At 71.4% G+C, this 24,979-nt stretch carries 20 protein-coding genes; 7 read left to right on the top strand and 13 right to left on the bottom strand.

From position 1 onward, the window contains the following. The first annotated feature begins 40 nt into the window (after positions 1 to 40). On the top strand, positions 41 to 1,615 hold the full coding sequence (locus OG798_RS24425) for an MFS transporter (RefSeq protein ID WP_267062114.1): 1,575 nt from the start codon (positions 41 to 43) through the stop codon (positions 1,613 to 1,615). Positions 1,616 to 1,938: 323 nt separating this feature from the next. After that, on the top strand, positions 1,939 to 3,714 hold the full coding sequence (locus OG798_RS24420) for an HEXXH motif domain-containing protein (protein WP_095854145.1): 1,776 nt from the start codon (positions 1,939 to 1,941) through the stop codon (positions 3,712 to 3,714). Positions 3,715 to 3,757: 43 nt separating this feature from the next. Here the strand turns inward: OG798_RS24420 and fxsT are convergent, their stop codons facing one another. From fxsT to OG798_RS24400, 4 genes are all read right to left on the bottom strand, one after another. Further along, on the bottom strand, positions 3,758 to 7,624 hold the full coding sequence (fxsT, locus tag OG798_RS24415) for an FxSxx-COOH system tetratricopeptide repeat protein (RefSeq protein ID WP_328757662.1): 3,867 nt from the start codon (positions 7,622 to 7,624) through the stop codon (positions 3,758 to 3,760). Further along, a complete protein-coding gene (locus OG798_RS24410; RefSeq protein WP_328757661.1) occupies positions 7,621 to 8,559 on the bottom strand; it encodes an AAA family ATPase in 939 nt (312 codons plus the stop codon). The genes fxsT and OG798_RS24410 overlap by 4 nt, the downstream gene beginning before the upstream one ends. Before the next feature lie 119 nt (positions 8,560 to 8,678). Then, a complete protein-coding gene (locus tag OG798_RS24405) occupies positions 8,679 to 10,190 on the bottom strand; it encodes a VMAP-C domain-containing protein (RefSeq protein ID WP_095854147.1) in 1,512 nt (503 codons plus the stop codon). Further along, the gene (locus OG798_RS24400; protein WP_121415864.1) at positions 10,187 to 10,990 is read right to left on the bottom strand and encodes a toll/interleukin-1 receptor domain-containing protein; all 804 of its coding nucleotides are present in this window, start codon (positions 10,988 to 10,990) and stop codon (positions 10,187 to 10,189) included. The genes OG798_RS24405 and OG798_RS24400 overlap by 4 nt, the downstream gene beginning before the upstream one ends. A gap of 224 nt (positions 10,991 to 11,214) precedes the next feature. Here OG798_RS24400 and OG798_RS24395 point away from each other — a divergent pair, with 224 nt between their 5' ends. From OG798_RS24395 to OG798_RS24380, 4 genes are all read left to right on the top strand, one after another. Next, positions 11,215 to 11,976, top strand: a complete 762-nt coding sequence (locus tag OG798_RS24395; protein WP_054233089.1) for a DeoR/GlpR family DNA-binding transcription regulator — start codon at positions 11,215 to 11,217, stop codon at positions 11,974 to 11,976. Beyond that, positions 11,973 to 12,926 carry a 1-phosphofructokinase gene (gene pfkB / locus OG798_RS24390; RefSeq protein WP_095854149.1) on the top strand — a complete coding sequence of 318 codons (954 nt, stop codon included), beginning with the start codon at positions 11,973 to 11,975 and terminating at the stop codon, positions 12,924 to 12,926. Before OG798_RS24395 ends, pfkB begins: the two co-directional genes overlap by 4 nt. A 205-nt stretch (positions 12,927 to 13,131) precedes the next feature. After that, positions 13,132 to 15,228 carry a PTS fructose transporter subunit IIABC gene (locus tag OG798_RS24385; RefSeq protein WP_267062111.1) on the top strand — a complete coding sequence of 699 codons (2,097 nt, stop codon included), beginning with the start codon at positions 13,132 to 13,134 and terminating at the stop codon, positions 15,226 to 15,228. A gap of 87 nt (positions 15,229 to 15,315) precedes the next feature. Continuing rightward, complete coding sequence (locus OG798_RS24380) at positions 15,316 to 15,573, top strand: hypothetical protein (RefSeq protein ID WP_328757660.1); 258 nt, start codon at positions 15,316 to 15,318, stop codon at positions 15,571 to 15,573. A gap of 91 nt (positions 15,574 to 15,664) precedes the next feature. On the opposite strand, the gene OG798_RS24375 is transcribed toward OG798_RS24380, so the two are convergent. The 4 genes from OG798_RS24375 to OG798_RS24360 all read right to left on the bottom strand — a co-directional run bounded on the left by OG798_RS24375 (position 15,665) and on the right by OG798_RS24360 (position 20,285). After that, the gene (locus OG798_RS24375) at positions 15,665 to 16,414 is read right to left on the bottom strand and encodes a DUF6227 family protein (RefSeq protein WP_095854152.1); all 750 of its coding nucleotides are present in this window, start codon (positions 16,412 to 16,414) and stop codon (positions 15,665 to 15,667) included. Between the two features lie 157 nt (positions 16,415 to 16,571). Further along, positions 16,572 to 17,777: a L,D-transpeptidase gene (locus OG798_RS24370; RefSeq protein ID WP_443053832.1), complete on the bottom strand. Its 1,206-nt coding sequence runs from the start codon at positions 17,775 to 17,777 to the stop codon at positions 16,572 to 16,574. 235 nt (positions 17,778 to 18,012) lie between these two features. After that, positions 18,013 to 19,044, bottom strand: a complete 1,032-nt coding sequence (locus tag OG798_RS24365) for a P1 family peptidase (protein ID WP_121415868.1) — start codon at positions 19,042 to 19,044, stop codon at positions 18,013 to 18,015. Continuing rightward, entirely contained in the window at positions 19,041 to 20,285 is a 1,245-nt protein-coding gene (locus tag OG798_RS24360; RefSeq protein ID WP_095854155.1) for a low temperature requirement protein A, read from the bottom strand. The genes OG798_RS24365 and OG798_RS24360 overlap by 4 nt, the downstream gene beginning before the upstream one ends. 104 nt (positions 20,286 to 20,389) lie before the next feature. Here OG798_RS24360 and OG798_RS24355 point away from each other — a divergent pair, with 104 nt between their 5' ends. Then, positions 20,390 to 20,596, top strand: coding sequence for a hypothetical protein (locus OG798_RS24355; RefSeq protein ID WP_095854156.1), 207 nt, complete (start codon positions 20,390 to 20,392; stop codon positions 20,594 to 20,596). A gap of 334 nt (positions 20,597 to 20,930) precedes the next feature. Here the strand turns inward: OG798_RS24355 and mscL are convergent, their stop codons facing one another. From mscL to OG798_RS24330, 5 genes are all read right to left on the bottom strand, one after another. Beyond that, positions 20,931 to 21,401, bottom strand: a complete 471-nt coding sequence (gene mscL, locus OG798_RS24350) for a large conductance mechanosensitive channel protein MscL (RefSeq protein WP_095857998.1) — start codon at positions 21,399 to 21,401, stop codon at positions 20,931 to 20,933. Between the two features lie 150 nt (positions 21,402 to 21,551). Then, a complete protein-coding gene (locus OG798_RS24345; protein ID WP_267062108.1) occupies positions 21,552 to 22,166 on the bottom strand; it encodes a hypothetical protein in 615 nt (204 codons plus the stop codon). A 216-nt stretch (positions 22,167 to 22,382) separates the two neighbouring features. Then, positions 22,383 to 23,216 (bottom strand): S-methyl-5'-thioadenosine phosphorylase, encoded by an 834-nt coding sequence (locus tag OG798_RS24340; protein ID WP_121418447.1) that lies wholly within the window; start codon positions 23,214 to 23,216, stop codon positions 22,383 to 22,385. A 115-nt stretch (positions 23,217 to 23,331) separates the two neighbouring features. Then, positions 23,332 to 23,643 (bottom strand): FmdB family zinc ribbon protein, encoded by a 312-nt coding sequence (locus OG798_RS24335; protein ID WP_095854158.1) that lies wholly within the window; start codon positions 23,641 to 23,643, stop codon positions 23,332 to 23,334. A 68-nt stretch (positions 23,644 to 23,711) separates the two neighbouring features. Next, positions 23,712 to 24,974: an MFS transporter gene (locus tag OG798_RS24330; RefSeq protein WP_095854159.1), complete on the bottom strand. Its 1,263-nt coding sequence runs from the start codon at positions 24,972 to 24,974 to the stop codon at positions 23,712 to 23,714. Positions 24,975 to 24,979: the final 5 nt, after the last annotated feature.

Raw genomic sequence — 24,979 nt, 5'->3', positions numbered from 1 at the left:
TAGGACATGATCTGACCTAATGGGGGTCTACCTTCAAGCCATGACCTCCACCGAGACCACTCCCAGCAGTCCGGCCGAGCCGCCGCAGGGCCCGGCAGCCGTGGCCGACCGACGGCGCTGGTTCGCGCTCGCCATCGTGATGACCGCGGCCTTCATGGACCTGGTCGACGTCACGATCGTCAACATCGCGATTCCCTCGATCAAGCAGGACGAGGGCGCGTCCTTCAGCCAGATCCAGTGGATCACCGCCGGCTACGCGCTCGCCTTCGCCGCCGGGCTCATCACCGGTGGACGGCTCGGCGACATCCACGGCCGCAAGCGGCTCTTCCTGGTCGGCATAGGCGGCTTCACGATCGCCTCCGCGCTGTGCGGCTTCGCCGCGAACCCGGAGATGCTCGTCGCCTCGCGCATCCTGCAGGGCGGGATGGCCGCGCTGATGGTGCCGCAGGTGCTGTCGATCGTGCACGCGACCTTCCCGGCGCACGAGCGGGGCAAGGTCTTCGGCCTCTTCGGAGCGATCGTCGGCCTGGGCGCGGTGTCCGGCCCGCTGCTCGGCGCGCTGCTCACCGAGTGGAACCTCTTCGGTCTCGAATGGCGGCCGATCTTCCTCATCAACCTGCCGGTGGGCATCGCCGCGCTGATCCTGGGACGCCGCTTCATCAGCGAGTCCAAGGCCCCGAAGGCCCTCAAGCTCGACCTCGTCGGCGTGGCCCTCGTGACGCTGGGCCTGCTGATGCTGCTCTACCCGCTGACGCGCGGGCGTGAGCTGGGCTGGCCGCTGTGGGGGTACGTGTCGATGGGCGGCGCCCTCCTCGTCTTCGCGGCGCTGGTGGCGTACGAGCGGCGGAAGGCGGCGCGGGACGGTTCGCCGCTGGTGGAGCTGTCGCTGTTCAAGGTGAAGAGCTTCGCCGCGGGCATCGCCGTCCAGACCGTCTTCGGGGTCGGCCTCGGCATCTTCTTCCTGGTCTGGACGCTGTACATGCAGGTCGGCCTGGGCTGGCGCCCGCTGCGGGCGGGTCTGACCGGGGTCCCGTTCTCGATCGCGGTCTCGGCCGCGGCGGGCATGTCGGTGCAGCTGCTCGTCCCGCGCTTCGGGCGCAAGGTGCTCCAGGCCGGCGCGCTGATCATGGCGGCCGGGGTGCTGCTCTACATCTGGGAGTCCGAGCGGTACGGCCTGTCCATCGCCTCCTGGCAGATGGCGCTTCCGCTGGTCGTCATGGGCGCGGGCATGGGCTTCATCGTGGCCCCGCTGACCGACGCGGTGCTGTCGGAGGTGCCGCGCGAGCACTCCGGTTCGGCGTCGGGCCTCATCAACACCGTGCAGCAGATGGGCAACGCGCTCGGACTCGGCCTGGTGTCCGTGGTCTTCTTCGGCCAGATCGGCGACCGCCTGACCCCCGCCCAGGTGGGCCCGGCCTTCGTCAACGGCTTCCAGCACGCGCTGGGCTGGGTCGTGGCGGTGATGGTCGCGATCTTCCTGCTGATGTTCGCACTGCCGAAGCGGCCGGCGCAGCATGTCGAGGGGGTGGAGGACACCGCGGCCGGCGAGCCGGAGAACGCGAACCCGGCGGCGGGCACCCCGGTGTCCGACAGCGAGCCGGCGCTGCTCGGCTGACGTCCTGGTGTCGACGCCCTGGTCGTGTGCCCGCCCTCCGCCGCCGGAGGGCGGGCACACCTCGCTGGGGAGTGGTTCTGCGTTTCTTGAGAGCACACGTTGATATACGGTGACGTAATGTCATCGAGGGAACACGTCACCCCCCGTGAAGCGGTGGTGCCCGGGGCGCCGCAATCCTGGCTTCCCACCTTGTCGGCACTCTCGCTCGAGGAGGTCGCGGCCCTTGATGACGCCGTTCTACGGCCGTCGATCGAGCGCTTGACGTATCGCGTCGGCCGTCCTGTGTCCACGATCGCGGGCAGCGAAGGCGGCTAGGCCCGCGGATGCGTCTTCACCACCTCTCCAACCCTGTCCTGGACGCGCTGAACTCCGTCACCGAGAACGAGGAAGCCGTCGGTTTTCTGCTCGACGCGGAGTCGAGCCGACGCCTGTTGCTGTTGCGCGCGATCCTGGACGCGGCAGCGGACGCCGACGACGTCCGTCGGGCCTGGAAGCTGCTCGAAGCCGCCGAGCGGGCGGACCCGGCGGCCTTCCGTACGGTGCTCCTCGACCCGCAGGTGGGTGTGTGGGCGGCGAGCCTGCTGCGCAGACTGTCCCGCCCGGATCCGGCGGCGGCGACCGAGATCGAGACACCGCTGCACGTGGAGCTGGGGTTCCTCGGACAGTTGGCGGCGGCCGTGTTCATCACCGCCGGGGCCGACTTCCGTGCGTGTGTGCCGGTGCGGGAGGGGCGGGTGTTCCTGCCAGGCCTTGGCCGGGCCACGGTCGGTGGCGATCTCCGGGGAACCGCCGAGGTGTGGAGGCAGGACGGGGTGGTCCGGGTCGGCGCGGGCGGTGTGACCGTGACGGTGCCGGACGAGACGGAGAACGACGCCCCGGGATGGGAGGGGCAGCGGTGGCTGCGTGCGCAGCACGCGGGAGTCGACCTCACCCTCGCCCTCGACGACCTCGGACCCTATGCACCGGTGCCGCAGCTGACGGCGCCCGGACGTCTCGCTCCCGCGCAGTTCGCTTCCTGGCAGCGCTGGTTCGAGCGCATGTGGCCGGTACTGGTGGAGGGTCACACGGACGGCGCCCGGGCCTTGGCCGCGGGCTTGCGATCCGTCATTCCGCTGCCGCGGGGCGAGCGGCTGCGCGCGCGGGCGGCTTCGTCGAGCGACGCGTTCGGGTGCCTGCTGCTGTCCGAGCCGGACGAGGACGAAGACGTCCTCCCGGCGCAGCTGGGGGTCGCCGTCCTGCATGAGTTCCGGCACACCCTGCTCAACGGCCTCATCTTCCTTACGCCGCTGTTCGATGAGTGCGACGACCTGTTCTACGCGCCCTGGCGCGACGATCCGCGCCCCCTCGGGGGGCTGGTGCATGGGGCCTATGCCTTCTCAGGGGTCGCGCACTACTGGCGCACGCGCGGCCCGGAAGGGCTTGCGGGCTTCGAGTACGCGCTGTGGCGGAGCGCCGTCCGCACGGTGCTCGGGACCCTGCGCGACCACCCCGCCCTGACTCCGCTGGGGCGCTCGCTGATCGGCAGCCTGGACGAACAGACCGCGCCCTGGCCTGCGGAGTCGGTGGGAGCGCGTGAACAGCGCCTTGCGCATCTCGCGACGGTCCACCACCGTGCGACCTGGCGTGTGCACCACCTCCATGTGCCCCCGGCGCATGCGAGGGAGCTGGCTGACGACTGGCGGGCGGAGCGGCGCGTGGATGTCGGCATGCGCCCCGAGCGCGCGTTGCGGGCCGATTCGGGCGCCTGTCGGCTCGACACACTCGCGCTGCTGGCGCGCCTCAGCCTCATCGCCCCCGGCGAGTTCGACGCCCTGCGCGCGGCGGAGAACCCGGCGAGGACGGTGCCGGGTGTCGTTCCCGCCGATCTGGCGCTGGTGGACGGCGACGCCGCGAGCGCGGTCAAGCTGTACACCGAGGAACTCATGGGTCCGGTCGCCAGACCCGCCGCCTGGGCCGGACTCGGCCTTGCGCTGGCCGAGTGCGGCGAGCGAGCCGCCGGGACCGCCCTGATCGAACGACCCGAACTGGCCCTGGCCGTCAGCCGGTCGCTGCCCACCCCGCCCGATCCGGCACTTCTGGCTCACTGGCTCGCGGAGTAGGGGTACTGCTCGGGCCAAGCCCGACCCGAGCGGCGCGGATCTGTCACAGCGGCATCGGATCGATGTCGCAGTTCGCGCGGTGGTCCCAGTCCGCGGCCTGGGCGACGGCCGGGTGTCCGCTGCCCAAGGTGCGGTGGAGACGGTCGCGGGTGTCGCCGTGCAGTGCCTCCGCCTCCTCATCCCGTCCCACGGCCCGTAGGTCCATGGCGAGGTTCGCGGCACAGGCCAGGGTGGAGGGGTGTGCGTCGTCGAAGACCTCCCGGGACCTGCGGAGTGTTTCGGTGTCGAGGTCCAGCGCGCCGACCGCGTCACCGAGCGCGTAGTGGTCGCTGGCGAGATTGGTGCGGCACACCAGCGCGGAGGGGTGCGTCGCGTCCAGCGTCCGTGTGAACTGCTCGAGCGCCACGGCGTCGATGTACTGTGCGGCCGCGGCGTCGCCCAGGAGCCGATAGGTGATCGCGAGGTTCACCGCGGCGGACAGGGCATGCGGGTGGTGCTTGCCGTACGTCTCCTCGTACCGTCGGCAGATCGCCGTACCCAGACGCAGTGCTTCCTCCAGGTCTCCCCGGTGGCGCAGGTGGATGGTCAGTTCGAGGGTGGCGGCCATCGACTCGGGGTTGCGGTCGCCGTACCGGCGGACGAGGTCCGCGCGAATGCGCTGCGCCGTCGCGGCGGCCTCCTCGTGCTCGCCGGCCTTGCGCAGGGCGACGGCCAGGAGGCGGATGCAGGACAGGGTGAACGGATTGCTGCCGCCGAGCAGTGTGGTGGCCTGTTCGGTGATCTCGCGGTGGTAGGTCAACGCTGTTTCGTAGTCGCCGAGTTCGCGGAGGTCGACGATCATCCCGAGCCAGGTGCTCAGTGAGTCGATGTGGTCCTGGCCGAAGATCTGGATGCGGTTGTGCCAGGTCTGCTGGTCCAGCTCGTAGGCGCGGGCGAACTTCCCCACCAGGCGCAGGCTCACGCCGAGGTTGTGCGCCGCCCGCAGTGTCTCCGGGTCGTCCGGACCGATGAGTTGCAGGTACTGCTGGTGCACGGAGTCGGAGAGTTGGAGGGCCTCGGTGAACGCGCCGCGCACGCGGTGGTCTATGGCGACGTTGCCGAGCGCGGCGAACGTGTCCTGGTGGTGGGGACCCAGCGACCTGAGATGTGCTTCCAGCGTCTTCGTGTTGAGCTCGGCAGCCTCCTTGTAACGGCCCATGCTGAACTGGAGGAACGCCAGCCACCGGGCGATCTGCAGAGTCTGGGTGTGCTCCGCGCCCAGGCGACCGGACCAGTCGTCGTAGGCGGACCGGGCGAGTTCCAGACAGGATTCGTAGTCCCCCCAGCGCCGCAGGTACTTGACCTCGTTCACCACCAGCCTGCGCACCCAGGTCTCGTCGGACTGCATCGCGCCGGAGACCACCACGTGGGGATAGAGCGCGCCGTACCGGTCCCAGCGCAGCGCGTTGCTGGGGTCGTTGGGGTCGCTCGCCACCAGCAGCATGTGCGCCCCGTGCCGCATGGTGGACCGGTCCGCCTCCGTCATCCGGAACTGCAGCGCCGCCTGCACCAGCCGGTGCATCTGGAGGGAGTTGGTGCGGTGGTCGAAGCGGGCCAGGGAGTAGCGGCCGATGTCGCGGATGGCCTGGCCGAGCCGGATCGGATCCTCCAGGGCGGCGTCCAGCTCGGGGGTGATGGGACTGGGCGGCATCCGCATGAACATGGTCCGCGCGATGGGTTCGGGCGCGTAGAAGGAGCACACCTGAAGCAGCTGGTACGCGGCCGGGCTCTTGGCCTCCAGCCGGTCCAGGGAGATGTTCCAGGCCGCTATCACCGGATGCTGGTTGCCGAGCGGCGCGGTGCCGCGCAGCAGGTCCACGCGCTTCTCGTCGAGCAGCCGCAGGTACTCGTCCACGGGCATGCCCGTCTCCGCGTGCCAGGCGGCGGCCTGCTCGATGGCGAGCGGCAGGTCACCGAGTGCCTCCGCGAGCCGGTCGGCCTCCGCGTCGCTGATCTCCGGGCCGCGTATGCGCAGCAGCTGTTTGCTCTCCTCCCGCATGAAGACGTCGACCTCCAGCGGCCGGGCGACGGAGGCCCATTGCGGATTGCGCGAGGTGACGAGGATGTTGCCCGGTCCTCCGGCCGGGAAGAACTGCCGTACGGATTCCGGGCTTTCGGCGTTGTCGAAGACCAGGATCCAGTTGGCGTAGGGCACGCCGATACGCAGCGCCTCCAGGACCGAGGCGACGGTCGAGGAGACGTCGGACCCGGTCGGCAGGCCCAGGCGCGGTGCCAGTTCCACCAGGGACAGGGAGATCTGCGCGGTGCGCTCCGCGGAGATCCACCAGACCACGTCGTACTCCGCCATACGACGGTAGAGGTACTCGACGGCCAGCAGGCTCTTGCCGACGCCGCCCATGCCGTGCAGCGTGTGGGGCAGCACGGCGGTCGCCTTCTCCCGCAACAGCCGCTGGTGCAGCTTGTCGAGGAGTTCCTCGCGGCCCGTGAAGTTCGGATTCCTGGGCGGGATGTTTCCCCAGATCGTGGGCGTGCTCCTGGTACGTCCGTTGCCCACCGTGCTCGCCGGGGCCTGCTGCGGCATCACCGGCCTCCTCTTCCCCTGATCGGTCCGACGGTCGGCGTCGTCCGGGAGCCGGACGACGGCATCGCTGGGTGCTGTGGGTGTTGCGGGTGCGATGGCGGTGCCGTGGTGCTGTGCGTGCTGCGGGCGGGTCCGATCGGCCGGGGCGGCCGCGAGGGCCTCGTCGACCTCCCTCGCCGGCTTCAGGAACGGCCCGGACAGGGCGTGGAGCACAGCGCTCTCCGCCATGAGCCACGGCCCGGACTCCGCGTCGACCGGCGGGAGTCGGTGCACGGCGGCCCCGCGCAGCAACCGGGGCAGTCGCCACAAGTGTTCCCCGCCGGATCCCCGGCGATCCCCGATCAACTCGACTACCCGCACCACATCGGTACGCCGTCCGGTGGCCAAGAGCTCCTCGCGGATCCCGGGGGCGAACGCGAACGTGGTGTGCCCGCCGTCGGCCGGCCGGACCAGGCCGTGCACCAGTAGGTGTGCGACGTCGGTGAGGGAGGTGCCGGGCAGGAGCGCGCCCCGCACCTCCTCGATCAGCCCGGCGTCGAGGGGTGTCGCGGAGAGCATGGTGGCGAGCGTGAACACGCTCCGGGGCACGGACGACTGGAATCGCGCCACCCGAGCCGCCGGGGTGGGGTCGGGCTCCGCCGCCGGAGCGGCGGGTACGCGCGCGCGGGGGAACATCACCGTCATCGGCAGCCACGACGGCGGGCCCCCGCCCAGCAGGCCGGACCAGGCGTCCAGCCAGCGGGGGGCGAGCTCGAGCACGGGCACCGCCACGTCGGGACGGTGGGCCGGCGGCAGGCCGTGGAGATCGGGGCCCAGGCCGCGGGGCCGCCACCGCATTCGGTGGTTGGCCGCGCCCGGGGCGGGCGCGCGCAGCAGCACCTGCCAGCCGCGCAGCCCCGTCGTGTGCCACACCGGGTGCGGCAGCAGGTGGATCAGCGCGAGCGGTCCGGACTGGCCCCAGCGGCGCAGCAGCGGTTCCACCTCGTGGGTGCGCCAGCGTGGGCCCGCGCCGTCGGTGAGGAGCAGGGTCAGCCGGGTGCCCGCACGGTGACGCGGCAGGGTCGCGGGGTCGGCACTGTGCCCGTACGGCAGCCTGTGCGTGGTGATCCGGCCGAAGGCCCCGCACCGATGCAGCGCCGTGGCGAACTCGTGGACCGTCCGGTGCCAGATCCCCATCGTCGGCCCCGAGTCCGCCACCACCGCCACGTCCCGGACAGCGGTGCGGCCGACCGCGGTGCCGAGCGCGGTGCCGAGCGCGGTGCCGATGTGCCGCAGGGCCTCCGGGAGCCCCGGCGGGAGCGCCGCGGGAAACGGGCCGGGCCCCGTCATGGCTCCTCCGGCGCGGTCCACTGCCAGAGGGTGTCGACGGCCTCCTGCCAGTCGCCGCCCTCCGCCACGGCCTGGAGGACACCGTCGGCGGCCAGGCGGAGTGCGTCCAGGAACCGTTCCAGCACCGGTCCCTCGGTGGCGGTGGCCCGTTCGACGAAGGCGTCCACGGCGTCCGGCGCCGGGCCGGGACGTCCGGGCTCCGCAGGGAATCGGTTCGCGGCGATGGCGCGCAGCAGGTCCGGGCCGGGCCGCTGGGTCCGCAGGGTCACACAGCGGCGTACGAGATCCGATGGCAGATCCCGCTCACCCGTGGTGGTGATGACCACCACGGGGAAGGCTCGGCAGCGCACCGTTGCGTCCGGCAGGGAGAATCCTCCGGCCGCCAGTACCGTGCACAGGTCCTCGGGCAGACTGATCTCGGCCCGGTCCAGCCGGTCGATCAGCAGCACACGGGGCCTGCGGTACGGCAGCAAGGCGGTGCCCAGGGGCCCGAGCCGGATCCCATCGTCGTGCCCGCCCGCGTCATGACCTTCGTGCGCGCCGTCGTACGGGCCGTCGTGCGGGCCGTCGTACAGGCCCTCCCGAAGTGTGCTCAGGGAAGTGATCTGCCAGCGCAGGACCGGGCCGAGGCCGAGCTCCCCGCTGATGCGGTAGGCGAGGGACGACTTGCCGGTGCCGGGCTCGCCCGTGACGAGCAGGGGGCGGCGCAGGTGCAGCGCCACGTTCACCCGGGCCACCTCGTCCGGTGGAGCGGGCAGTGGCTGCCTGATGGTGCCCAGCACCGCGGGGGCGCACGGGTCGTCGACGGGGGGCGGGGGGAGCTCGGGGCCGCCGCCGAAACTGCGCCAGGCCGGTGCCTGGGGCCACTCCTCCTGTGTCGCACCGGGCAGCCCCGTGCCTCGGTACAGTCCCCACGACTGGCTGTTCGGCGGCATGAGCGGCGTCCCTCCGTACGACGACTGGGGTGGCGATGCCCGGACCGGTGGCGCCGGTCCGCACTGCTGGTCCGTGGTCATGGATCCGCACTGCTGGTCCGTGGTCACGTGGTCCGAGGTCACGGTGGCTCGGGACGCACGGGTTTGCGGTCGGGGTCGTCCCACAGGACCGCGAGGTGGCGGCCGATGTGTGCGGCGTCCTCGTCGTCGGCGGCGTCGATCGCCGCACGGCGGCGGTAGGCGGCCACCTTGGCCGGGAACCGCGACAGGCCCTCGGTGAGGAGCCCGTCGAGGACACCCCGGAACTCCTTGGTGGAGCGGCCCGCGCGGTGCCAGATCACCACGGGCAGCCCGCTGCGCAGGGCCGCGTGCAGCTCCCGGCGGCCGTTGCCGTGGTCGGGCAGCGGCGGCTCGCTCAGCACCAGGGCCACGCAGTGCTCGTTGTCCCCGAGGCGGGCCTCCAGGCCGCGCAGATGGTTGCCGTTCTGGTGCGCGACGTTGACGTACACCGACTTCGACGGGTGTTCGTCGCGCGCCAGCTGCTGCCAGCGGGTACGCCAGAACCGGTACCAGTCCCGGTTCTGCAGCCGGTCCAGGCTGCGCACGACCACCGGGTAGTCCACCGCGAGCGGCACGTTCGGTACTTCGGTGGTGTCCCGGGGCCACCAGTCGACGGGCAGGTTGAGCAGTTCGAAGGGGAGCACGAACTCCAGCCACACATGGGCCAGCCGGTCGCCGCCGCCCCCTTCGACCGTTTTGATGATGCGGGTCACGGCATGCTGCAGCCCGTCGGTCGGCACCCGCTGCATCGGGTCGCCGTGCTGCCAGTTCGGGCCGCCGGCGTCGGACATGAGGGAGTGCGAGACCGTGTAGCGCCCGTTCTCCAGCGGGTCCGGAGCGATGTGGATCGCCAGGTATTCCTGGCCCGGCCTGACTGCCGGCGGTGGCGCCGGAGTCCGGGCGCGGTCGAGGTCGAGCAGCTCGGCCAGGCCGCATCTCAGGGCCCACTGCCGGTTGCGTGCGAGCAGCTCGACCGCGACGGGGTGGCCCATGGCGTCGGCGGTGCGGTCGAGGTAGACCATCCACGGTGGCAGCCCGCCCCGTGGAGCTCCCTGCCCGGCCATGTGCAGGAAGTCGTGCCAGCAGGTGTCGGCGTGCGGCGGCGGGGCGGAGACCCTGGCCTCGGTGGCCGTCCGGACGAGGGCCGTCCGCATGGCGTACGACATGGCCAGCGTGCCCAGGGTGGCACCGAGGAACTGCCAGGAACCGGTGACCTCCGGCAGGCCGTCGAGCGAGTCCACGGCCGTCCATTCGTCGGCGAGCCGTTGCACGACGGGTCCCTGCGGGCAGCCCGGCTCCAGCATCGGCAGTTTCCGCGCGAGCGCCGACAGTCCGTCCTGGTGACGGGTGCAGAAACGGAACAGTTCCAGCAGCTGCAGCGGCACGGTGGACTGTTCCCGCAGGTCGGCCCGGTGCCCCAGCGCCTCGCCCACCAGATCGGTCAGCAGGGCGCGCGCGTATCGGTCGTGGAGCGCGGGGACCGCGAGCAGTGCGTCGAGGGTCTCCTCGCCGATCCGCTCCCGTATCCGTAACGCCGGGTTGTGGCGGCCCGCGCCGCCCCGTCCCGTCAACGTCGGCCCGCCGGGTCGGGGAAGCGCGGAGGTGCGGCGTGCCTGGTGGGGACGGTGCGGGTGACGCCGACGGCGTCGAGCAGCCGGGTGCGGGCCTCGTCCTCGCCGAGGCCCGTGAGGTCGGTGTGCGCGATCGTGGACAGTGGCCATGGGGGCCGACACGGCTCCACCATGACCGGCACCAGCAACCCGGCCATGCCCTCCGGGCTCCGGCGGTGCATGGCCTGCCAGGCCTGCTGGACGGGTGCGGAGCCGACGTAGGCCGGGGACAGGACGGCGAGCACGCGTTCGCGCTGTTCCAGACCGTTCAGCGGTCCGTCGAGGAGGTCGAGGCGTACGCCGACGCCCGCGTCCTCCAGGTGCCAGGCGATCCAGGACGCCCATGCGAGGTCGGTGACGGCGCAGGAGAGGAACAGGTGAACAGGGGGGTCGGCGTGCGAGGGGGCGTGCGGTGGTGCGGCCCCGACGTGCTCCCGTACGACGTGCTCCCGCACCAGCTCACCGACGGCGTCGGCCGTCCGGCTGCGGCCCTCCAGCAGTGACACCGCGTCGGCCAGCGCGGACAGTCCGTGGTTCGCCGCGATCTCCTCGCGGACGCAGAACCGCACCAGTTCGAGCAGCTGCAGCTGCGTGGTCGCCTGTTCCCGCAGGACCACCGGCCGCCCCAGCCGGTCGCCGATCAGCTCGGCCAGCATCGCGCGGGCACTGCGGTCACCCAGGACCGGGGAATCGCACAGCGCCTGGACCACGGCCTGCTGCCAGTCATGGTCCGGGCGGGCGCGGAGACCGTCCCTGTCCACAACACCCCCCGAGAAGTTGTGTCCCGCATTCCAGGATACGGACGTGATGACACGGCGTCAGGGCTTCTGCGAGGCCGGAACGAGCGGGGCGGAGGGCTCACCTCGATGCCCGTTTGTGTCCACCTGAGACCCGAACCTGTTTACTTTCCGGAAATCCGGGCGTAGCCTCCGAGCGAAACCACAAGTTCGGGCATCGGCCGCACAGAAATCGGAGGCGAACGGACATGTACGCACCGGAGCGGCAGCAGGAGATTCTCCGGCTCGCCCGTGACGGCGGTCGGGTGGACGTGCTCTCGCTGGCCGAGGAGTTCCAGGTCACCGCGGAGACCATCCGCCGCGATCTGAAGACCCTCGACCGCGCGGGACTCCTGCGGCGGGTGCACGGCGGTGCCATACCGGCCGGGCGGCTGGACTTCGAGCCCGACCTCGCCGAGCGCGAGTCCACCGCGGCCGACGAGAAGGACCGCATCGCACAGGCCGCCGTCGCCGAGCTGCCGGACCAGGGCACGATGATCCTCGACGCCGGCAGCACGGTCGCCCGGCTCGCCGGGGACCTTCCGCTGGAGGCGACGCTCACCGTAGTCACGCACAGCCTGCCGATCGCGGCCCGCCTCGCGGACCACCCCGGCATCCAGCTCCACCTGGTCGGAGGCCGCGTCCGGCACCGTACGCGCGCCGCCGTGGACGCCTGGGCGCTGCGCGCGTACGCCGAGATCCGCGCCGACGTCCTGTTCGTCGCGGCCAACGGCTTCTCCGCCGAGCACGGACTGACCACCCCCGACCTCGCCGAGGCCGCCGTGAAGCGCGCGGCCATCCGCGCCGCGCGCCGTGTGGTGCTGCTCGCCGACTCCTCCAAGCACGGCCAGGAGCACTTCGCCCGCTTCGGCGACCTGAGCGACGTGGACCTGCTGATCACCGACAGCGGGCTGAGCCCCGAAGACGCCACCGACATCGAGCGCGGTGGCACGGAAGTAGTGCGCGCATGATCCTCACCGTCACCCCCAACCCCTCCCTCGACCGTACGTACGAGGTCCCGTCGCTCGACCGCGGCGAGGTCATCCGGGCCACCGGCGAACGCATGGACCCGGGCGGCAAGGGCGTGAACGTCTCGCGCGCGGTCGCGGCGGCGGGGCAGCGCACGATCGCCGTACTGCCGCTGGGCGGCGCGCCCGGCGCACTCGTCGCCGAGCTGCTCCACGCGCAGGGCATCGAGGTCGCGCCGGTCCCGGTCACCGGGGCCACCCGCTCGAACATCTCGGTCGCCGAGCCGGACGGCACGCTCACGAAGATCAACGCCCCCGGCCCCGAGCTCACCGCCGCCGAGGCGGAGCTGCTCCTGGAGACGGTGCGTCAGCAGTATCGTTCCGGCGACACCGACTGGATCACCTGCTGCGGCAGCCTGCCGCGCGGACTCGGTCCTTCCTGGTACGCCGACCTCGTCGCCCGCGCCCACGCGGCCGGCGCCAGGATCGCGCTGGACACCTCCGGCCCCGCGCTGCTCGAGGCGCTGCGCGAGCGGCCCGACGTGGTGAAGCCCAACGCCGAGGAGCTCGCCGAAGCCGTCGGGCGCCCCCTCGTCACCGTCGGTGACGCGGTCAAGGCCGCCGAGGAACTGCGTGCGATGGGCGCCGACGCCGTGCTCGCGAGCCTCGGCGCGGACGGGCAACTGCTCGTGGACGGCGCGGGTGCCTGGTTCGGCAGCGCACGGGTGGATGCCGTACGCAGCAACGTGGGCGCCGGTGACTCCTCCCTCGCCGGTTTTCTGATCGCCGGTGGCCGCGGCCCGGAGGCCCTTGCCTCCGCCGTCGCCCATGGCGCCGCGGCCGTACAGCTGCCCGGCAGTGTGATGCCGGGCCCGGCCGACCTCGACCCCTCCGCCGTGACCGTCACGTCGGAGGTCCCCGCGGACCGCGTACTGACGGAGCCGGTGTCATGACGAATCCCCGTGTCATGACGACCGCCACTCCTGCGGCCCCACCCCCTGGACCGGCTCTGATGAGGCGGGGTTTCCCCGGCCCCGCCTCCGCCATCTCAGTCCCGGTCTCTCTTCCCCTGTACCCCGCGCTCCTTGAGCGCGGCACCCCCGTCCCCACCCCCGCCCAAGACTTCCCCCGGGCGATACGCGTGCGAAGGAGCCCGCGATGAGCGAGATGATCACCGCGGACCTGGTCGATCTCGACCTGTCCGCCGAGACCAAAGAGGCGGCGGCACGCGCCCTCGCCGAGCGCATGGTGACCCTGGGGCGGGTGACCGACCTAGAAGGCTTCCTCGCCGACGTGGCCGCCCGCGAGGCCCAGATGCCCACCGGCCTCGACGGCGGGATCGGCATCCCGCACTGCCGGAGCGAACACGTCACCGAGCCGACGCTCGGCTTCGGCCGCAGCGCGGCCGGGATCGACTTCGGCGCGCCGGACGGCCCGGCCGACCTGATCTTCCTGATCGCCGCCCCGGCGGGCGCCGACGACGCGCATCTGACGATCCTGTCGTCGCTGGCCCGTCAGCTCATGAACGCCGAGTTCACGTCCGCGCTGCGGGCCGTGGACGACGCGGCGGCCGCGGCCGCGCTCATCCGCGGGGACGAGTCCCCGGCGGCCGCGGCCTCGACCGCGTCCGAGGGCACCGAGCCCACCGAGGGCTCCAAGGACTCCGTGGCGGTGTCGGCGGCGGCCTCCGCCGACACCGCCACGGGCACCACGACCGACACCACCACTGCGGACACCGGAGCCTCCGGCGAGCGTCCGTTCCGGATCGTCGCCGTCACCTCCTGCCCCACCGGCATCGCGCACACCTACATGGCGGCCGAGTCGCTGGAGAACGCGGGCCGCGAGGCGGGTGTCGAGGTCGTCGTCGAGACACAGGGCTCGGCCGGCTTCACCCGGCTCGACCCGGCGATCATCGCGGCCGCGGACGGTGTGATCTTCGCGCACGACGTGCCCGTACGGGACAAGGACCGGTTCGCCGGCAAGCCCACCGTCGACGTCGGCGTGAAGGCGGGCATCAACAAGCCCGCCGAGCTGATCACCGAGGTGCGTGGCAAGGCCGCGCGCGGCGAGGTCAGCGCGGGATCCGCGCCGGGTACGCCGGTGGAGCGCTCCGGCGACTCCGCCGAGGGATACGGCACCAAGCTTCGCAAGTGGCTGATGTCCGGCGTCAGTTACATGGTCCCGTTCGTCGCCGCGGGCGGTCTGCTGATCGCCCTCGGGTTCGCGATCGGCGGCTACAAGATCAACAAGGCGCCGTCGGTCATGGACCACTTCATGTGGCTGCAGGCGGACAGCTGGGGCGCGCTGTTCTTCCAGATCGGCGTCGTCTCCTTCGGCTTCCTCGTCCCGGTCCTGGCCGGCTACATCGCCTACGGCATGGCGGACCGGCCGGGTCTCGTGCCCGGCTTCGTCGGCGGCGCGATCTCCCTCACCATCAACGCGGGCTTCCTCGGCGGTCTGGCCGCCGGTCTCATCGCCGGTGGTGTGGTGATCGGGATCCAGAAGGTGAAGATCCCGGCGGCGTTGCGCGGCATCATGCCGGTGGTGGTGATCCCGCTGATCTCCGCGGCGATCGTCGGATTCCTGATGTTCGTGGTCATCGGCAAGCCCATCGCCTCCGCGCAGAAGGGCATGACCGACTGGCTCAACGGCCTCACCGGCACCAACGCCGTCCTGCTCGGCGCGCTGCTCGGCCTGATGATGTGCTTCGACCTCGGCGGCCCGGTCAACAAGGTCGCGTACACGTTCGCCACCGCCGGTATCGCGGTCGCGAGCCCCAGTGACTCGGCGATGAAGATCATGGCGGCCGTGATGGCGGCGGGCATGGTTCCGCCGCTGGCCATGGCGCTCGCCACGACGGTGCGCGGCAGGCTCTTCACCGAGACCGAGCGGGAGAACGGCAAGGCGGCCTGGGTCCTGGGCGCCTCCTTCATCTCGGAAGGCGCGATCCCGTTCGCGGCGGCCGACCCGCTGCGCGTGATCCCCTCCGCCATGGTGGGCGGCGCGGTCACCGGCTCCCTGTCGATGGCCTTCGACGCCACGCTGCGGGCCCCGCACGGCGGCATCTTCGTGGTCCCGCTGATCGGCAACCCGTTCCTCTACCTGATCGCCATCGCGGCCGGTGTCTGTGTCACCACCGCCCTGGTGGTCGTCCTGAAGGGCATGCGCAAGCAGGCCCCCGAGGGGACCGGTGCGGGGGTCGCCGACACCGCGATAGCGGCGAAGGTCGACTCCAAGGAGCCGGTCGCGGCCTGAACGGCCAACTACTCGCCCTTTTAGGGCATCTGCGAGATACGTCACGGTCCGGGGCCAAAGTCCCGGACCGTGGTGTCTACTGGGGGCATGCCTGAGCATGTGTCGAGCCTCCAGCTGATGGGTGTGGCCGTCCTCGCCCTCGCGACCGTCATCTGGGTCGTCGGCCTGTCCCGCCTGCTGCGCCGCGCGCGCACCGGGGCCGCCGTGCGCCATCACGGGCAGGTGCTCCGCGCCATACCTCGTCAGCGCCGGTCCGGCCCCGCCGCGGAGACCGTGGAACTCACCCCCGAGGAACGCGCCGCGTTCGCGGGCCTGGTACGCCAGTTCAGCGACAGTCGCCCCTGACGAACGGGGCTTCCCCTGAGGGAAGAGGGGCTCCCCTGACGAACGAGGGCTCCCCCTGACGAAGGGGGTGTTCGGCTCGACCCGCCAGGCTCTAGGCGAGCCGCGCCGCCCGGCGTTCCATGGCGGCCCGAGCCGCGTGCTCCGTCGGATAGACCTCACACATGTGCCGGCCGTCCGGCGTCGCCGTGTGCTCGACCTCCCACAGGGAGATCTCCTGGCCGTCGCGGAGCAGGAACGCGTGCTCGTAGAGCGAGAAGCACAGCCCGACCTGGCCCGCCCGGCAGGGGCGCCCGAAGGCCTGGGTGATCTGGTGCGCGAACGCGGTGCGCAGCAGCAGCGTCGTGATGTCGGCCCCCGGCCGGTCCGCGTTCTCCGCCCGCCGCAGCAACCGCCGCGCGTGATCCGCCGAGTCGTCCGTCAGGTAGACGTGCCGCGGCTCGGGGACCGGTGACGGATGGACCATCACGGGCAGCTCGAAGTCCGGCGTGTCCGGCGGCAGCGGCAGCCGGGCCGTGGCGGCGCGCAGCTCCTCCTCGTCGACATACACCTCGTGCTGCGGCTCACTCCCGAGCGCCGTGTTGTGCACGAGCTCCCACAGCGTGACCGCCGAGCCGTCGGCGAGCAGCCAGGTGTGCCGGTACGTCTCGCGGTGCAGCCCCGCGCTGTGGTGCGCGGAGTGCAGCGAACTGTCGTGCGCCAGCGCGCAGTCGAGCCGCCTTATCGTCTCGTCGGGCAGCTCGAAGGAGTTCAGGGCACGGCCGAGGAGTCGCTCGAGGTGCTCCTCCGGAGACTCGGGCGACTCGGGTGGTTCGTACGCTGCTGTCTCGTACGGAACGCTCAAGGCTTCTCCCGGCGTTGCTGCATGTCACCTTGTGGGTGCATACCGTAGCCCCTCGGTCGGACATCAATCCTGCGAACCGAGAAAACGTACGGACAGAAAACGAGCGGGCCGCGCGGCAAGTTCCCGCGCGGCCCGCCGTGACGTCAACGGCCCCAGGTCAGACCGTACTTCCCGCGGTCCACGCACTCCAGGACATGTTCCAGCCGTTCAGTCCGTTGTCCGGCGAGACGGTCTTGTCGGGCGAGTTCTTCACCACTACGACGTCCCCGACGAGAGAGCTGTCGTAGAACCACTTCGCGCTGGTGTCGCCCTGCGCGCCCTGTACATCGGCGAGACCGACACATCCGTGGCTGGTGCCCTGCTGTCCGAAGGGCGGGTTCCCGCGGTTGTACCAGTAGTTGCCGTGGATGAACGTCCCCGAGGACGTCAGTCGCATCGCGTGCGGCACGTCCGGGATGTCGTACTCGCCGCCGTAGCCCACCGTCGAGCCGTTCATCCGCGTCTGGACGAACTTCTCGGATATCACCATCTGACCGTTGTACGTGGTGTGCTCCGGGCTGCCCGCCGAGATCGGCACCGACTTGAGCGTCTTGCCGTCACGCACGACCGTCATGGTCTGCGTGTTGACGTCGACCGTGGAGACCTGGGAGCGGCCGACGGTGAAGGTGACCGTCTTCTTCTGCACCCCGAAGACGCCGTTCGCGCCCTCGACGCCGTCCAGGTCGATCTTCATCGTGACCTTGGAACCGGCCTTCCAGTACGTCTCGGGCCGGAAGTCGAGCCGCTGCGAGCCGAACCAGTGCCCGGCCACCTGCTGCCCGCTGCTGGACGTGACCGTGATGTGCGACTGCACGGCCTTCTGGTTGCTGATCACCTTGTTGAAGTTGAACGACACCGGCATTCCGACGCCGACCGTGGTGCCATTGTCGGGCGTGTACGTGCCGATGAAGCTGTTGCTCGAGGAGACCGTCGTGAAGATGGAGTTGGCGGCGGCCGTGCGCCCGCTCGCGTCCTTCGCGGTCGCCGAGATCTGGTACTTCGTGCCGCGCTCCAACTGCGCCGCCGGCTTCCAGCCGGTCCCGTCCGCGGTGATCGCCCCCGGCACCGCCGTCCCGGACCCCGACACCGTCATCTTCACGTCGGTCAGCTTGCCGTCGCTGACCTTCACGCCGGTCGCGTTGATGGACGCGTCCGTCGAACCGTCCTTGGCCGAGATGACGATCTTCGCCGTGGACGTCTTGGCCGAGGTACCGCCGTCCTTGCCACCCTTGGCGTCGGCGCTGGCGTTGCCGCCGCAGCCGGTCAGGGTGAGGGTGCCGACCATCAGGGCGGCACAGGCCCCCAGTGCGCGCCGCGCTGTCATGTTCGGCGTTGTCACGGGCTACTCCAGTTTCTCGTGATGTGCGTGATCCGCTCCAGTGCGTGGATAGAGAGCGAGCGGTGCCGCGAAGGGTTCCCCCCGTCCCCGGCCCAACACCGTCGCGTGACAGAACCGGGACAATCACCCACCGGGCCCACGACGAACTCCCCCTCCTCCTGACCCGACTTGGCGTCGGCGAGGGCAGCGGGCCACCCGCGGTCACGGGCCAGGACTCGTCCTAGGCGCTCCCGTACAGCTCCTCGTACGACGGCCACACCCCGCCAGGTCCGTCCACCGGGTCGGCCGCTCGTACCGCGCGGACGATCGCCCGGGTCACCAGATCCGCGCCCGCCGCGAGGATCTCGTTGAGGGCCAGGGGGTTGTCGGATTGGAGCGGGCGGGCGCCCGTGGCCAGGGCGAAGACCGTGTCGCCGTCGTTCAGGAGGTGGACCGGGCGGACGGCGCGCGCGATGCCGTCATGGGCCGTGCCGGCGAGCTTGTGGGCCTGGGCGCGGGTGAGCTCGGCGTCGGTGGCGACGACGGCGAGTGTGGTGTTCAGCGGGGGAGGCGCGTTCTTCGCGGCGGCTTCGGCGAGCCGTTGCCGCGCCGCCTCGTGGACCTCGGCGGAGGGATAGGCCGTACGACCGTCTCGCAGCAACTCCCCGTACAACACCCCCGTCTCCGGATCCACCGCCGAACCCGCCGCGTTGGCCACCACCAGCGCGGCCACCGTGATCCCCGAGTCGAGCACGGCGCTCGCCGTCCCGATCCCGCCCTTGATCCGCCCGACCGTCGCCCCCGTCCCGGCGCCCACGCACCCCTCCGGCACCGGCGCGCCCGGCCCGCTCGCGTCGGCAGCCTCGACCGCGGCCCGGCCCGTGGCCGCGTCCGGCCTCGCCCGGAAGTCGCCACCGCGACCCAGGTCGAAGACACAGGCGGCGGGCACGACCGGCACGACGTGCGCCGGATCGAGGCCCACCCGCACCCCGCGACCCCGCTCCTCCAGCCAGGCCATCACCCCGGACGCGGAGTCCAGCCCGTACGCGCTGCCGCCGGTCAGTACGACCGCCTCCACCTTCTGCACCAGGTTGCGCGGGTCGAGCGCGTCGGTCTCCTTGGTGCCGGGCCCGCCGCCGCGTACGTCCACGGCCGCGATGGCGCCGCCCGCGGGGGCGAGCACGACCGTGGTGCCGGTGAGCCAACCGTCGCCGGTACGCGTCGCGTGTCCCACGCGCAGTCCCGCGACATCCGTCAGAGCGTCAACTGTCATGTCTCCAGTGTTTCCCGCCCCGCGCTCCCCACCCCCTCCGTTGTGACCATCCGTGCCGTCAGGGCGACCCCGACCGCCACCGACAGAGCCGCCACGACGCCCGCCGCGAGCACCGCCCAGCTGTGCAGGAAGGTGCACAGGATCACCAGCAACGCCGTCGTCGGCAGGATGAGTTGCTGTGTGATGCCCATCTTGAAATGGCGCGCGTGCAACACCCACACCGTGAGGAAGTACAGCGCCGTCGGCAGTGTCACCGCGGCGGACGCGGCGAGCGTCGAGATCGGTGTCTTGCCGACCGCCTGCTCGACCGCGACCTCCAGGCCCGCGCCGATCGCGGCCGCCGACGCGAAGATCAGGTAGTGGCCGTATCCCCACAGGAATGCGTGGACGCTGGACCGCAGGCGCCCGTGGATGGGCACCACGAAGTAGATCCACCAGGCGGAGAAGACGATCAGCAGTCCGCCGGCGGCGATCGGCAACAGCTCGCCCAGCGCGTCGTGCTCGTCCACCGCCGACTTCACGGCCATCGTCGACGCGGCGATCGTCTCGCCCAGCACGATGATCGTGAACAGGCCGAACCGCTCGGAGACGTGGTGCGGATGCCAGGAGGTGGCGAAGTCCTTCTCCGCGTACGCGGGGACGCACATCTCGGCGATCGCCATCACCAGGAACACCCAAGGACGCCCGGGCTCCGGCAGTACCAGCAGCCCCAGCCAGCCGACCTGGCACAGCAGCACACCGCCCGCGTACCGCAGCGCCATGGTTCTCTCGGGGCCCTTCGTGCCGCGGGCCACCCGCAGCCACTGGGCGATCAACGCGAACCGCATGATCACGTAGCCGAGCCAGACGGCCAGGTACACATGGTTCTCGAACGCCCGCGACACCCCGGCGGCGAGGACCAGGACACCGGCGATCTGCACCAGCGTCACGACCCGGTAGAGCGCGTCGTCGTTGTCGTACGCCGAGGAGAACCAGGTGAAGTTCATCCACGCCCACCAGATCGCGAAGAAGATCATCGCGTAGTTGAGGATGCCCTCGCCCGCGTGTCCCGCCGCCACGGCGTGCACCAGCTCGCCGCCCGCCTGGGCGATGGCCACGACGAAGCACAGGTCGAAGAAGAGCTCCAGCGGCGACGCGACGCGGTGTGCCTCGTCCCTCCTCCGGGCGGTCATTCTGCGCAGGGGCCCGAGTCGGGCCGTCCTGGGCGTCGGGGTGGGTTCGGAAGCGGCGCTGGACGTCATACGGCCAAGCACAGCAGAAAAGAGTCCAGGTCGCTCGGGTTGACGGCCGCAGGACGCGGCCGTACCGGGGTGGGCTGGGGACCCCTCGGCGTACTCTGGGACGCATGAGTACCGGCCCCGCCCCCACCTCCGAACCGCGTGACGCGTCCGCACCGCGCGATCCGAAGTCCGCGCTGATCTTCGACGATCCGCTGAGCCAGCAGTCCTCGGACGACACGGACCGGGGATGGGGCGAGCAGTCCGGCGGTGACGGTGACAGCGTGGCGGACCTGAAGCGGTTCCTCGACGAGAAGCCGCCGCACCACCTCTGAGCCGCCGTACCTCGGCGCCGCCTGCCGCCGACCCCGCCATGGCGAGCGCCGGTCCCGAGGCCGCGGCGGCCGGACCTGCGGTCGCGGATCCCGGCCTGGAGAGCACGAAGGACGATTCCGAGCGTCCGGAGCCGGCCTCCGGGCGTGCGGAGGCGGCCTTCGATCGTGCGGAGCCGGCCTCCGAGCGACCGGAGAAGGCCCCTGAGCGTGCCCACCACGCCCTCGGCGTGCGGCCCGAACCCGACTGTCCACGGCTGGGCCGCGCGTTTCCGGAGCCCGACTGCCGTCCGCAGCCGGCCCCCGGGCTTCCGTAGGCCGCCCCCGGTCTTCTCCGTCAGTGCTGGCTGTTGCCCGAACCGCGCTGGGCCACCAGGGCGTCGCGGATTTCCTTGAGCACCTCCAGCTCGGACACCTCGATGACCTCCTGGGTGTTCTCCTTCGCCTTCTGCCGGGCCGCCTGCCGGGCCAGGAACTTCGACATCGGCAGGACCATCAGGAAGTAGACGACGGCCGCGGTGATCACGAAGCTGAGCGTGGCGCCCAGCACGGAGCCCCACATGATCCGGATGCCCGTCGCCGTGTCCCCGGTGCCGGTGCAGCGGGGTTCGAGGCAGGAGCTGTAGCTGTCGAGGTTCTGCGTGCCTATCGCACCCACCAGCGGGTTGATGATGCCCTTCACCACCGAGTTGACGATGTTGGTGAAGGCCGCGCCGATGACCACCGCGACGGCCAGGTCGATGACGTTGCCCCGCATCAGAAAGGCCTTGAAGCCCTCCCAGACACCGGGTTGCTTCTTCTCGCTCACCAAAAGGCCCCTCTGCACAAGTTGTGGAACAAACAGCTCCGCAACCTACGGCAGGGCCCGCCGGACCTGTCCAATTCGGTAGCACCATCGTGCGAGTTGACACCGATTCGATATCCAGGAAGGTCGTCGGTACGGCATTGCGCACGACGCTCAACACAGCGTCACCGCCAGCCGCGCCGTCGTGCCCGCGCCCGCCAGTCGCGCCGCCGTGGCCCGGGGCACGGAGAGGACCACCAGCGCCCCGGTCTCGGTGGCGGCGAAGTCCGGAACCTCGGCCACCCGCGCCCCGGCCGCGACCACGCGGCCCTCGCCGCCCCCGTCCGCCGCGATCACGTCGACCCGGTCGCCCGGCCTGAGCAGCCGCACCGTGGCCGCGTCGGCGATCCGCACCGGCGCCGCCACCGTCTCCACCGCGCCCCGCCCCCGCACGGACGCGGTAGGGGAAGAGGGAGAAGAGGACATGGGGGAGGAAGCGGACGTGGAGGGGGGAGCCGCCGCCGGATGGCCCCGTGCCCGCCCGGAGCCACCGGGGCCCGCCGCCACGAGGGCCGCCGCCGTGACGGCGAGCCCCGCGGCCACGGCCCGCCGCTTGTGACGGGTGAGGCGCCGCAGCCCGTACCGCCCGCCGCGCACGTGCACGGGGGCGAACTGCGGCACCTCGCGGATCGGAGGCGCGTCCACACCGGGCGGACGTACAGGATCTGTGCCCGGCGCCCGTACGAGATCCGTGTCCAGCGGGCGTACAAGAGGAGCGTGCTGTGCCATGGGACCACCACCTGCGACGAGAGATCGGCTTGCGATCCCACGATGGGGCTTCGCGGCGGAGCCCGTCGGCGCCGGTGGACTACCGACGAGTTGTGGACAACTCCCTCACCCGAACGGGAAGTTCCACGGCGTGGAAACGCCCGTCAGCGCCCGGCAGTACCCATTGGCGCCCGGCAGTACCCATCGGCGCGCACCGAGCGCCCGTCGAGGCCATCGTCACGGCAGCTCGAAGCCCGGATCCATGCCGCCCAGCGCCTTCGTGCACAGACAGTCCCGCGTCCCGTTCCGCGGCAGGGCCGCCACCGCGTCGTACAACACGTCCCGCAGCCGGTCCACGTTCGACGCGAACACCTTCAGCACGTCGTCGTGCGAGACGCCCTCGCCGGCCTCCGCGCCCGCGTCGAGGTCGGTGACCAAGGTCAACGAGGTGTAGCAGAGCTGGAGTTCACGGGCGAGCGCGGCCTCGGGGTGGCCGGTCATGCCCACCACGGACCAGCCCTGCGCCTGGTGCCACAGCGACTCGGCGCGGGTGGAGAACCGCGGTCCCTCGATCACCACGAGCGTGCCGCCGTCCACCGGCTCCCAGTCACGCCCGCGCGCCGCTTCGAGGGCGGCCTTGCGGCCGACGGGGCAGTAGGGGTCGGCCAGCGACACGTGTACGACGTTCGGCACGGTGCCGTCCGGCAGCGGGAGCCCGTCGAAGAACGTCTGCGTCCGCGTCTTCGTACGGTCGACCAGCTGGTCCGGCACGAGGAGCGTTCCCGGCCCGTACTGGGGGCGCAGTCCGCCCACCGCGCACGGTCCGAGGACCTGATGGGCGCCTACGGAGCGCAGCGCCCAGAGGTTGGCCCGGTAGTTGATGCGGTGCGGCGGCAGATGGTGGCCGCGGCCGTGGCGAGGAAGGAAGGCGACCCTTCGCCCGGCGATCTCGCCGAGGAACAGGGAGTCGCTCGGCGGCCCGTAGGGGGTCTCGACTTGTATCTCGGTCACATCGTCGAGGAAGGAGTAGAAGCCCGAGCCGCCGATGACACCGATCTCTGCGTTCGCCATGACGATCACAGTAGCGGGCTTCGAAGATCTGACTCCGAAAACGTCGAGGACGCTGTCTCCCGAAAACACCGAGGACCCCATCGTCGTACGACGACAGGGTCCCGGCGAGAAAGTCCTACGCGGCCGAGCTGCTGCTCGACGAGCCGCTGCCCGACGACTTCGAGTCCGACGAGGACGACGAGGTCGTCGACGGCGAGGACGAAGTCGACGTGGTCGACGGCTTGGACGCCGGCGAGCTGCTCGACGAGGAGCCACGGCTGTCGTTGCGGTAGAAGCCGGAGCCCTTGAAGACAATGCCGACGGCCGAGAACACCTTCTTCAGGCGTCCACCGCAGTTGGGGCACTCGGTCAGGGCATTGTCGGTGAACTTCTGCACCGCCTCGAGGCCCTCGCCACACTCGGTGCACTGGTACTGGTAGGTCGGCACTTGTCTTCCTCCTGGCACTCTCACTCAATGAGTGCTAACGACGATCCATACTGACGTATTCCGTGAGATCAGTCCACTGTCACCGGCACTCGGTGACCGACGCCACGTGCGACGGTGCGTCCGGTGGGCCGCGTGGCCAGCCGTGAGCGCAGGGCCACCAGGGTCGCCAGCGCCAGTGCCGTACCGGCCATCGGCACCAGGAATCCGGCACCGTTCCACAGGCGGTCCTCCAGCTGTCCGGCGACCGTGACGGCCGCCGCCTGGCCGAGCGCGACGGCGCCGGTCAGCCAGGTGAAGGCCTCGGTGCGGGCGCCCGCCGGGACCAGGCCCTCGACCAGCGTGTAGCCGGTGATCAGGGACGGAGCGATGCACATGCCGACCAGGAGGCCGATCGCGGCGAGCACGACCACGGAGTGCGCGGCCCACAGTCCGCACGCGGCGAGCGCCAGGGCGGCGTAGCCGATGACGAGCCGCCGCTGCGGGGCCACCTTCCAGGCGATGGCGCCGCAGACGACGCCGGAGAGCATGTTGCCCGCGGCGAAGACGCCGTAGAGGACGCCGTTCAGACCCGGCTCGCCGATCGACTCGCTGAACGCGGCGAGCGAGACCTGCATACCGCCGAAGACGGAGCCGATGCCCAGGAAGGTCACGATCAGCACGCGCACTCCGGGGACCCGCAGCGCGGAACCGTGCTCCACGCGCGTGTGCCCGGCGGCGGCGACAGCGGGCTGGGTGCTCTTCTGCGCGGCGAAGAGGAGACCGCCGATCAGGGTCAGCCCGGCCTCGGTCAGCAGGCCCGCGGCCGGGTGCACGGCGGTGCACAGCGCCGTGGCGAGCAGCGGGCCGAACACGAAGGTCAGCTCGTCCGTGACGGACTCGAAGGCCGCCGCGGTGGTCATCAGGGGCGAGTCCTGGAGTTTCACGCCCCAGCGGGCGCGCACCATGGGCCCGACCTGGGGCACCGAGGCGCCGGTCGGCACGGCGGCGAGGAAAAGAGCCCACAAGGGGGCGTCCGTCAGCGCCAGCGCCGTCAGGGAGAAGGCCGCCAGGGTATGCACCAGGACGCCGGGCAGCAGGACGGCCCGCTGTCCGTGGCGGTCGGCGAGACGGCCGGTGAAGGGCGCGAATAGCGCCATGGAGACGCCGGTGACGGCGGCTACGGCGCCGGCGGCCCCGTATGAGCCGGTGGTGTGCTGGACGAGGAGTACGAGGGAGAGCGTCAGCATCGCGAAGGGCTGACGTGCGGCGAAGCCGGGAAGCAGGAACGTCCAGGCGCCGCGGGTGCGCAGCAGCTGTCCGTATCCGGGGCGGGAGGTGACCGTGGATGCCACGGCCC

It is taken from the genome of Streptomyces sp. NBC_00271 (genome assembly GCF_036178845.1).
Lineage (GTDB): Bacteria > Actinomycetota > Actinomycetes > Streptomycetales > Streptomycetaceae > Streptomyces.
Note: the sequence above shows the minus strand (reverse complement) of the source record. Positions and strands in the feature narration are given on the sequence as shown.

Coding starts and splice junctions, on each gene's coding strand:
- OG798_RS24425 (WP_267062114.1), top strand. CDS start 41: ATGACCTCCACCGAGACCACTCCCAGCAGTCCGGCCGAGCCGCCGCAG.
- OG798_RS24420 (WP_095854145.1), top strand. CDS start 1,939: ATGCGTCTTCACCACCTCTCCAACCCTGTCCTGGACGCGCTGAACTCC.
- fxsT (WP_328757662.1), bottom strand. CDS start 7,624: ATGACGGGGCCCGGCCCGTTTCCCGCGGCGCTCCCGCCGGGGCTCCCG.
- OG798_RS24410 (WP_328757661.1), bottom strand. CDS start 8,559: ATGCCGCCGAACAGCCAGTCGTGGGGACTGTACCGAGGCACGGGGCTG.
- OG798_RS24395 (WP_054233089.1), top strand. CDS start 11,215: ATGTACGCACCGGAGCGGCAGCAGGAGATTCTCCGGCTCGCCCGTGAC.
- pfkB (WP_095854149.1), top strand. CDS start 11,973: ATGATCCTCACCGTCACCCCCAACCCCTCCCTCGACCGTACGTACGAG.
- OG798_RS24385 (WP_267062111.1), top strand. CDS start 13,132: ATGAGCGAGATGATCACCGCGGACCTGGTCGATCTCGACCTGTCCGCC.
- OG798_RS24380 (WP_328757660.1), top strand. CDS start 15,316: ATGCCTGAGCATGTGTCGAGCCTCCAGCTGATGGGTGTGGCCGTCCTC.
- OG798_RS24370 (WP_443053832.1), bottom strand. CDS start 17,777: ATGACAGCGCGGCGCGCACTGGGGGCCTGTGCCGCCCTGATGGTCGGC.
- OG798_RS24365 (WP_121415868.1), bottom strand. CDS start 19,044: ATGACAGTTGACGCTCTGACGGATGTCGCGGGACTGCGCGTGGGACAC.
- OG798_RS24360 (WP_095854155.1), bottom strand. CDS start 20,285: ATGACGTCCAGCGCCGCTTCCGAACCCACCCCGACGCCCAGGACGGCC.
- OG798_RS24355 (WP_095854156.1), top strand. CDS start 20,390: ATGAGTACCGGCCCCGCCCCCACCTCCGAACCGCGTGACGCGTCCGCA.
- OG798_RS24345 (WP_267062108.1), bottom strand. CDS start 22,166: ATGGCACAGCACGCTCCTCTTGTACGCCCGCTGGACACGGATCTCGTA.
- OG798_RS24340 (WP_121418447.1), bottom strand. CDS start 23,216: ATGGCGAACGCAGAGATCGGTGTCATCGGCGGCTCGGGCTTCTACTCC.